Annotated in this window: 5 protein-coding genes; 3 read left to right on the forward strand and 2 right to left on the reverse strand. The window is 59.7% G+C overall.

The genetic code is table 11. The annotated features are described in order from the left end of the window. Positions 1 to 433: 433 nt before the first annotated feature. The gene (locus QOC89_RS13615) at positions 434 to 1,630 is read right to left on the reverse strand and encodes a M20 aminoacylase family protein (RefSeq protein WP_323045488.1); all 1,197 of its coding nucleotides are present in this window, start codon (positions 1,628 to 1,630) and stop codon (positions 434 to 436) included. A gap of 177 nt (positions 1,631 to 1,807) precedes the next feature. On the opposite strand from QOC89_RS13615, the gene QOC89_RS13620 reads away from it, so the two are divergent. Together QOC89_RS13620 and QOC89_RS13625 are read left to right on the forward strand one after the other, a co-directional pair. Beyond that, positions 1,808 to 3,886: a molybdopterin oxidoreductase family protein gene (locus QOC89_RS13620; RefSeq protein WP_323045489.1), complete on the forward strand. Its 2,079-nt coding sequence runs from the start codon at positions 1,808 to 1,810 to the stop codon at positions 3,884 to 3,886. Positions 3,887 to 4,033: 147 nt separating this feature from the next. Then, on the forward strand, positions 4,034 to 5,707 hold the full coding sequence (locus QOC89_RS13625) for a long-chain fatty acid--CoA ligase (protein WP_323045490.1): 1,674 nt from the start codon (positions 4,034 to 4,036) through the stop codon (positions 5,705 to 5,707). 234 nt (positions 5,708 to 5,941) lie between these two features. Here the strand turns inward: QOC89_RS13625 and QOC89_RS13630 are convergent, their stop codons facing one another. Beyond that, on the reverse strand, positions 5,942 to 7,111 hold the full coding sequence (locus QOC89_RS13630; RefSeq protein ID WP_323045491.1) for a porin: 1,170 nt from the start codon (positions 7,109 to 7,111) through the stop codon (positions 5,942 to 5,944). Between the two features lie 304 nt (positions 7,112 to 7,415). On the opposite strand from QOC89_RS13630, the gene coq7 reads away from it, so the two are divergent. After that, complete coding sequence (gene coq7, locus QOC89_RS13635; protein ID WP_323045492.1) at positions 7,416 to 8,048, forward strand: 2-polyprenyl-3-methyl-6-methoxy-1,4-benzoquinone monooxygenase; 633 nt, start codon at positions 7,416 to 7,418, stop codon at positions 8,046 to 8,048. Positions 8,049 to 8,254 lie beyond the last annotated feature (206 nt).

The following is an 8,254-nucleotide window of genomic DNA, read 5'->3' on the forward strand; positions in this document are numbered from 1 at the left end:
CCCAGCAGCAACAGAAACCCCACCCCCAGAAGGTGGGGTTTCTGCGTTTACCGCCCCGAAAAAAACGGGCAAACGCAAAAAACGGGCAAAGCAGCGCCGGAACGGGCACACGGCACAGGCACACGGCTCAGCACACGCAAAGAAGGCCCCCGCAAACGGGTGCAGACCGCGTGCTTCGCCCCCGCCGTCATCACCGCGACGGTGGCACGCTCACGCCCGGACCGGGACCGCGTCCCCGCAACTGTCCGCCGCTCTGTCCGTCACAACGGCCGGCTCCGCAAACATCGAATGGCCTGATCTGGAACATCGTTGTCGTGCGGTCCGCTCCAGTACGCTGCCGTTCCTCAGGCGTCACTCCTTCCCGATCCGCAGCGCGCTCGTGTAACCCGTCAGCTCCAAACAAGCGCATCCGATTTCAGCCCACCGAGACCACTTAATTTTCCTGTGCGAGGAACCGTTGTGCCAGCCGCACCCAATACGTCGAACCGATCGACAATAGCTCGTCGTTGAAGTCATAGCTCGCGTTATGCAGCATGCAAGGTCCGGCACCATGTCCTGATTCTCGATGCCCGCCGTCGCCATTGCCGAGAAATGCATAACAGCCCGGCTTCGCTAACAGCATGAACGAAAAATCCTCGGCTCCCATCGTCGGTTCGACTGCGTCGTCGACATTTCCCGCGCCGACAATTTCCTTCATAACTGCCGCCGCGAAGCGGGCCTCCTCACTACTATTGACGGTTGGCGGATAGTTACGATGAAAGTGGACATCGACTGAACAATCGTAAGCCTCGGCCGTGCTCTCGGCGATCTTGCGCATACGTGCTTCGATCAGATCGAGCGTTTCGGTGGTAAAAGTGCGCACGGTGCCAGCGATCCACGCATCGTTCGGGACGACATTGACGGCGTCGCCGGCGTGAATCTGCGTGATCGACAGTACGGCGGTATCGAGCGGCTTCTTGTTTCGCGTGATGATGCTCTGCAGCCCGTTCGCAATCTGAACCGCTGTGAACACCGGGTCGCGACCGTTGTGCGGCAGCGCCGCGTGCGAACCCACGCCTTTGATTTCAATGCGAAATTCGTTGCTAGACGCCATGATCGGGCCTTCGGTCACGCCGAAGTGGCCTGCTGGCATGCCCGGCCAATTGTGAATGCCGAAAACCGCATCGACCGGAAACTTTGTGAACAGGCCGTCGTCGATCATTGCCTGGGCGCCGGCGCCCCCTTCTTCCGCCGGTTGAAAGATGAATACGATCGTGCCGTCAAATTCGCCGTGCTTGACCAGATGCCGCGCTGCGCCGAGCAGCATCGCGGTATGTCCATCATGGCCACAAGCGTGCATCTTGCCGTCGTTCTGCGAGCGATGATCGAAGCTGTTTAGCTCCTGAATCGGCAGTGCGTCCATGTCGGCGCGTAGCCCGATCGAACGCGATCCGTTGCCGCGTTTCAATACGCCGACTACACCTGTTTTGCCCAATCCACGATGCGTTTCGATGCCCCAGGACTCAAGGGTCCTGGCGACCAGATCCGCTGTCGCGGTTTCTTCGTAACGCAATTCGGGGTGGGCATGAATCGTTCGTCGGAGGGTCTGAATTTCGCCGTGGGCGGCCTGGATTTCTGGGATCAGTTTCATGATGGGCGCTGTGCTTTGCGTTGCGTGGAATCGCTCGGGGCTATATCGCCCGGGCACGTTGACAACCGATTCTACGCCGAAGGCATTTTTGGCGGCACCATGTAGGTCAGAGGGGCGGCGGACGTAATAAAATTCAGGATTGCCCTACCGCTTACCGTTCTTCCGGACGAATCGCCAATGAATGCCCCAACTGAATTCGCCCGCGCCGTGTGCCCGCACGATTGCCCTGATACCTGTGCGATGCGCGTGACTATCGAGGGTGGCCGAGCGCTCAAGGTCGTTGGCGATCCCGATCATCCACCCACTCAAGGCGCGCTGTGTACCAAAGTCAGCCGCTATGCTGATCGGGTTCACCATCCGCATCGATTGACGACACCGATGAAACGCGTCGGCCGCAAAGGCGAAGGCCGCTTTGAGCCGATCAGCTGGGATGAAGCGTTTGAACTGGCCGCCGGACGTCTGTCCGAGATCGCGAGCCGGGCGCCAGAAGCCATCATGCCGTACAGCTACGCCGGCACAATGGGCCTCGTTCAGGGCGAAAGCATTGCGCAGCGGTTCTTCCACACACTCGGGGCGTCACAGTTGGACCGCACGATTTGTGCAGCCGCCGGTGCAGCGGGGTTGAAGTACACCTACGGCGCCAGCATTGGCATGCGCACCGAATTTTTCGCCGAAAGCGAAGTCATCCTGATCTGGGGTTCGAATCCCATCGCGTCGAACCTGCATCTCTGGACACGCGCTCAGGAAGCCAAGCGTCGCGGCGCACGGCTGATCGCGATCGATCCGTACCGATCACTGACGGCGGAAAAGTGCCACCAGCACATTGCACTTAAACCCGGAACCGACGGTGCTTTGGCGCTCGGCATGATCAACGTGCTGATCACGGAAAATCTGCTCGATCAGGCGTACATCGCGGCCCATACATTAGGCTTCGAGCAACTCAAGGCGCGCGCGCTCAGTTATCCGCCGTCACGTGCCGCTCAAATTTGCGGTGTCGACGAGCAGGTGATTGTCGACGTCGCGCGCCTTTACGGCAGCACGAAAAAGGCCGCGATCCGGATGAATTACGGGCTGCAGCGGGTGCGTGGCGGTGGTAACGCCGTACGCGCAATCGCCTGCTTACCTTCGCTGACAGGCGCATGGCGCGAGCGAGCGGGCGGAGTCTTGCTGTCGTCGGGCGGATGGGCGCCGGTGGATTCGCACGCGTTGCAGCGGCCGGATCTGATGCCCGGCTGGCCCGCCAAGGCTCCGCGCGTTATTAACATGAACGCGATTGGCGACGCGCTGCTGCACCCGGGCGACGCAGCCTTCGGTCCAAAAGTCGAAGCGATTATCGTCTATAACTCCAATCCGGTGGCGGTCGCGCCAGACTCGGAACGGGTCGCCGCTGGTTTTGCACGCGATGACTTGTTTACGATCGTGCTTGAACATTTTCGGACCGATACTGCCGACTACGCCGATTTGCTTCTACCGGCCACTACGCAACTCGAGCATCTCGATGTGCATAAGTCGTACGGACACACGCACGTGATGGTCAACTTGCCGGCGATCGCGCCGGTCGGCGATGCGCGCCCGAACACGGAGATCTTTCGTGGCCTCGCGCGCCACATGGGCCTGCAGGAGCCTGCGCTCTACGAGAGCGATGACGCTATCGCACAAGGAGCGTTCCGCTGGAATGACAAAACGCTCGAAGGCGTAAGCTGGGACTCGCTAAAGAAAACCGGCTGGGCGGAGCTAAAGCTGCCTGACGCGCCGTTTGCCGAGGGGAGCTTTCGCACGCCGTCCGGCAAGTGCGAGTTTTTCAGCGAGCGTCTCGCCCAACAAGGTCTCGATCCGCTGCCAGATTATCTGCCGCCTTACGAATCCGCGGACGGTGCGCCCGAGCTAGCCGCCCGTTACCCGCTTGCAATGATTTCGCCGCCGGCCCGCAACTTCCTGAACAGCACCTTCGTGAACATCGAAAGTCTTCGCTCGACGGAAGGGGAGCCGCATCTGGATATCCACCCGATCGACGCGCAGCAGCGAAACATCGCCGACGGTGATCAGGTGCGCATATTCAACGATCGCGGCTCGATGCGAGCGCGCGCCCGTGTCACCGACAAGGCACGTAAAGGGCTCGTGGTCGGCCTGTCGATCTGGTGGAAGAAGCTCGCGCCAGACGGCCGCAACGCCAATCAGGTCACCAGCCAGGCGCTCACGGATCTGGGCGGATCGGCCACGTTCTACGACTGCCTTGTCGAAGTCGAACGTGCCTGAGAACACGCTCAAAAATCTCGCAGCGACGGCCCGCAACGGGTTCGAGGCTGCAGTCTAACCCGGCCGCTTTTCGCGAATAGCACAGGGGTGCTCATGCTACGATGCGTTTTTAGCACGACCATTCGAAAATAAAGAAGGAGACGCTGCATGGACAAAATCTGGCTGAAATCCTATCCGCCCGGCGTTCCCGCAGAAATCGACCCGACCCGCTACTCGTCCGTCGCTGAACTGCTCGAAGAAGCCTTCCGCGATCACCGCGCCAAACCCGCGTTCGTCTGCATGGGCCAAGAGATCAGCTACGGCGAACTGGACGCGCTCTCGCACAAGCTCGCCGCATGGTTTCAGTCCAAGAGCCTCGCTCGCGGCGCGCGCATCGCGATCATGATGCCGAACGTGCTGCAATATCCGGTGGCGATCGCGGCGATCTTGCGCGCGGGTTATGTGGTCGTGAATGTGAACCCGCTCTATACCCCGCGGGAGCTCGAGCATCAGCTCAAGGACAGTGGCGCGGAAGCGATCATTCTGCTCGAGAACTTCGCTGTCACGCTGCAGGCAATCGTGCGCAATACGTCGGTCAAGCACGTTGTCGTTGCCGCAATGGGCGATTTGATGGGCGCGAAGGGCATGCTGGTGAATTTCGTCGTGCGGCGTGTGAAGAAGATGGTGCCGGCGTGGAGCTTGCCGGGCCACGTCAAATTCAATACGGCGATTGCCGAGGGTGCCCGCCAGAGTTTCAAACCGGTCCAGCAAGGTCCGGACGACGTCGCGTTTCTACAGTACACGGGCGGTACGACCGGCGTGGCGAAGGGCGCCACGCTGTTGCATCGGAATCTGATCGCCAATGTGCTGCAGTCGGAAATCTGGCTCGATCCGGTTCGCGCTAACCGCAAGGACATCGATCAGTTCGTCACGGTTGTCGCGTTGCCGCTTTATCACGTCTTTGCGCTGACGGTCTGCGGGCTGCTAACGATCCGTACCGGCGGACTCGGTGTGCTGATTCCGAATCCGCGTGACATACCCGGCATGATCAAGGCGCTGGAAGGCTATCCGATCACGACGATTCCCGCCGTGAACACGCTGTACAACGCGATGCTGAACAGCCCGGACTTCCACAAGCTCGATTTTTCGAAGCTGATCGCGGCAAATGGCGGCGGCATGGCCGTGCAGGAAGCCGTCGCCAAGCGCTGGTTCGAGCATACGCATACGCCGATCATCGAGGGCTACGGTTTGTCGGAGACGTCGCCATGCGTCACCTGTAATCCGGTTACTGTCACGGAATATAGCGGCACGATCGGTCTGCCGCTGCCGTCGACGGAAATCTCGATTCGCGACGACGAGGGCAACGAAGTGCCGCTCGGTCAGCCGGGGGAAATCTGCATCCGCGGTCCGCAGGTAATGGCCGGATACTGGAACCGCCCGGACGAAACGGCCAAGGTCATGACACAGGATGGCTTCTTCAAATCGGGCGATGTCGGCTTGATGAATGAAGGTGGTTTCGTGAAGATCGTCGACCGGAAGAAGGACATGATTCTGGTCTCTGGCTTCAACGTGTATCCGAACGAAATCGAGGACGTCGTCGCCAGGTTGCCGGGCGTGTTCGAAGTCGCCGCGGTTGGCGTGCCGGATCAGCACTCGGGTGAAGCAGTAAAGCTGTTCGTCGTGAAGAAAGATCAGGCACTGACCGATGCGGACATCTTCGCGTATTGCAAACAGCAACTCACGGGATACAAGCGGCCGAAGATCGTCGAATTCCGCACTGAGTTGCCCAAGAGCAATGTCGGCAAGATTCTGCGGCGCGAGTTGCGCGACGGCCGGGCATAAGCGCGCCAGGCGTTTCGTGGCGCGTCTGTGCCCCATCAGGTCCATTGACCTGAACAGCGCTGACGCGAAGTCACGCTCTGCGCGAAAAAGAGAAAGGCCCGGCAGATTTTCATCCGCCGGGCCTTTCTCTTTGAGCCGTCGCTTCCACACAAACCAGGTAACCTTGCACCGCACGCGGCCATAAAAAAAGGCGCCCGAAGGCGCCTTTGAGGCATGCTGCTTTATTACGACTTATTAGAACTTGTGGCGAATACCGATGCGAGCCGTGAACTGGTTCTGGTTCGACGAAGCCGTCAGGTTGTTGATGTCGGCCGTTGCGGCGACCGTAGCGCCTGCTGCGTTGATCGTGTCGCCCAAAGCGTGTTGGTACACACCCGTCACGTACACGTCGGTACGCTTGGACAGGAAGTAGTCCACGCCAACCGCGCCTTGGTGGTACTGAGCACGCGATGCGCCGTTGATTTCCGCGCCGCGCGTGTAGTCATACGCTGCACCGACCAGCAATGCCGGGGTCAACTGATACTTGAAGTTGAGTTCTGCGTTGTTGAACGTAGCCGATTGACCCTTGAACGGCGAAGCGTACGAAGCGCCCAGGTTGCCGAACTTGATGTTCGAGTACGTTGCACCGATCGTTGCTGCGCCGAACGTGTATGCGCCGCCAGCACCGATGACCTGGTACGTGTTAGCCGATGCAAAGCCATTGTAGACCGTCGACGTCACAGCTGCGTTCGCTGCCAAAGCCGTGCCGCCGTTGTTGAACAGGCCACCCGATGCTGCCGGGGTGCGTGCGTTCAAGTAGCCGACGCCCAAGACCAACGGACCGTTGTTGTAGCCAGCGCCCAACGACCAGATCTGGTTCGACGTGACGTTGCCAGCAACGCCGCCGAAGCTGTACGTGCCGCCGAACGTCAGGCCGCCGTAGTTTGCGCTCGTGTACTTGACCGTGTTGTTGGTGCGGTACGCGTTGTTGAAGTTGTCGATGTCGCCCGGGTGAGCAGCGATGTAGCCACCCCACTGGTCGCCGGCTTCCAGCGGACCGACGTAGTCGACGACGGAGTCGTACTGACGACCCAGCGTGACCGTGCCGAACTGGCTCGACAGACCGACGTAAGCTTGACGGCCGAACATCAGGCCGCCTTGACCCAGCTTGCCGTTGTTCACGTCAAAGCCGTTTTCCAACACGAAGATTGCCTTCAGACCGCCGCCCAGATCTTCCGTGCCGCGCAGGCCCCAACGCGAACCTTGCAGAACGCCGCTGGACAGGTTGTACAGGTGCTTGCCACCCGAGTTGGTGTTGATGTTGAAGCCTTCGTCAATGATACCGTACAGGGTCACGCTGCTCTGAGCATGTGCGACGCCTGCGAATGCGCCCAGTGCGGCGAGAGCGAGAAGCGACTTTTTCATCGAATGATCTCCAAGAATTACGAATCTTTTGTACAAGGCGAATATATGTATGTTGCGTTGAGGCCTTGCTTGTCCAACTTCGCGAGAAGTTGCACGTAATGTAACAAAAGGCATACATGCCACAAAGAAAAAGGAGATGGCCAGGAAGGCTCCTGTTTCGTTTACGCAACATGGTCTAAAATCAGAAATTGGCCGTCGGAATCGTTTGAATCAAGGGTTTTCGCGAACCCGGTTTTGCCCCGCAAAGCCTTGTCGCGTGGACCCGTCAGCGCGGCCGGACGGTGGTCGAATCAGGGAGTGCTGAATGTTTCTGGACGAGTTGATTAGCGAGTTTGATCGGGGTTTACGCTCAATGACCGGCGTGTCGCGGATGAGTCGTCCGTTGCCGGTTCCGCAAGAATTAGCCGCGGAGTCCGTCGAGCTTTCGCCCGCGGAACGCGCGCATTCGGCCGGCTTGATGCGAGTGAATCACGTGGGCGAGGTATGCGCCCAGGCGCTTTACCAGGCTCAGAAACTTGCTACCAGGTCGCCGTCCTTGCGAGCCGTATTTACCCACGCCGCCATCGAGGAAGAGGATCATCTGGCGTGGACCGCCAAACGCCTTGAAGCGCTCGATTCACGTCCAAGCCTCCTGAACCCGCTCTGGTATACAGGTTCACTGGCAATCGGTCTCGCGGCAGGCCGGTTGGGCGACCGGGTGAGTCTCGGCTTCATGGCGGAAACCGAACGCCAGGTCGAACAGCATCTGGATAGCCATCTGGATCAGTTGCCCGCAGCCGACCGCGAGTCGCGCGCAATCGTCGAACAGATGCGCGTGGACGAGACCCGGCACGGTAAAACCGCGATGGACGCGGGCGGCGTCGAGTTGCCTTTTCCCGCGCGCGCGCTGATGCGCGCGGTGTCGAAAGTCATGACACGGACAGCCTATTACATATAAGTTCGAGACCTCTGCACACGCACCGCCTGAAGTGGAATGGCGCCTCGCGCGCCATCCGCCCGACGTACCCGGAACGCCAGCCAACACCTCCCGATCCCGCTTCACGATCTCTTACATTCCGCGCCCTTCCCCCGTACTTTTCACGTATCACCTTCACAAGCTTCACTAGCTCATTCATTTATAACGGTTTTCCGTTTTATGTCTGA

It is taken from the genome of Paraburkholderia sp. (assembly GCF_034668105.1).
Lineage (GTDB): Bacteria > Pseudomonadota > Gammaproteobacteria > Burkholderiales > Burkholderiaceae > Paraburkholderia.